At 58.4% G+C, this 990-nt stretch carries 1 protein-coding gene; it reads right to left on the bottom strand.

Features of this window, described 5'->3' with window-relative positions; translation table 11 throughout:
- The coding region (locus EXE45_RS19825; protein WP_158294302.1) for a hypothetical protein at positions 1-990 on the bottom strand (990 nt) is incomplete at both ends.

Genomic DNA, 990 nt, shown 5'->3' with positions numbered 1-990 from the left:
AGCTGTAGGGACCGACCCGCCAGCGGTTCGCCTGCGTCGGTTGTAAGTCTCCCAGCAACCGACACGTTCTGCGTCTCCTGCTCGTCAGCGACCGTCTCAACTGAGAGTGAGGTCGGTGTCGAGACGACGGTTAGTGGAACGGTTGTGTTCGACGGTCCCAGAATCAGGTCCTCGGTAGCAAGCGCAACCCGAAGTGTCGTCTCACCAGGAGGGATTCGCTCGGGAAGCACTGCTTGAACGACAAAGCCGCCATTGGTTGTGGTCTCCGTTCTCGTCAGTTGCTCACCAGCAACCTGTACTGTGATCGGCAGTCCTGCGGTTGACCGGGCGTCCACACCAGTGATATTGATATATCCGGAGACATCCACCGAATCTCCAAAGCGCGCTGTCGTGGTTGCGTTTGTCACCGTAATCGAAGTCGCTGATTGTCCACGAACTGCGATGGGTGTAGTCGCCGTGCTTGACAGATACGGTGCTGCCGGCTCCGGCGTATATGTCGCCGTGAGCGTGGACGCATCCGATGCCACGACGAGTGGCTGATACGTCGTTGTATACGTGCCATTTGCGTCGGTGTCGGTGGTAATTGTATCCTCACCAATTCCAACTTGGATCGTGGCGTTTGCGATTGCCGTCCCGTTGGCTGCCGTCAGTCGCCCACGCACCGTTGTTGGCTCTGCCGCTGACAGGTTCGAGCGCGCCGGCCGGACAGTGAGATTCGTTTCGGTAAATTCACGGGTCGCCACGGCGGCAGCCGCTTGTGTGAGCCGCCGTTGGCTCGTGTTGAGTGCGTCCTGTGCGGGGTCAAAGTTTAGATTGGTCTGTGTTTCGAGTTGGTCGTACTGCTGGACAAGGGTCGTCGTACTCTGGTTTAGTTCGCTCGCATTTTGAACCAGATCCCGCGCGAGTGCGCGTGCTTCTTCCTGGTTCCCGTTCTCAACAGCCTGCTGATAAGCGGTAGCCGTCTGGTTGAGTTGCTGGGCCGACGCAATG

This window comes from Halorubrum sp. SP9, from assembly GCF_005435015.1.
Lineage (GTDB): Archaea > Halobacteriota > Halobacteria > Halobacteriales > Haloferacaceae > Halorubrum > Halorubrum sodomense.
Note: the sequence above shows the minus strand (reverse complement) of the source record. Positions and strands in the feature narration are given on the sequence as shown.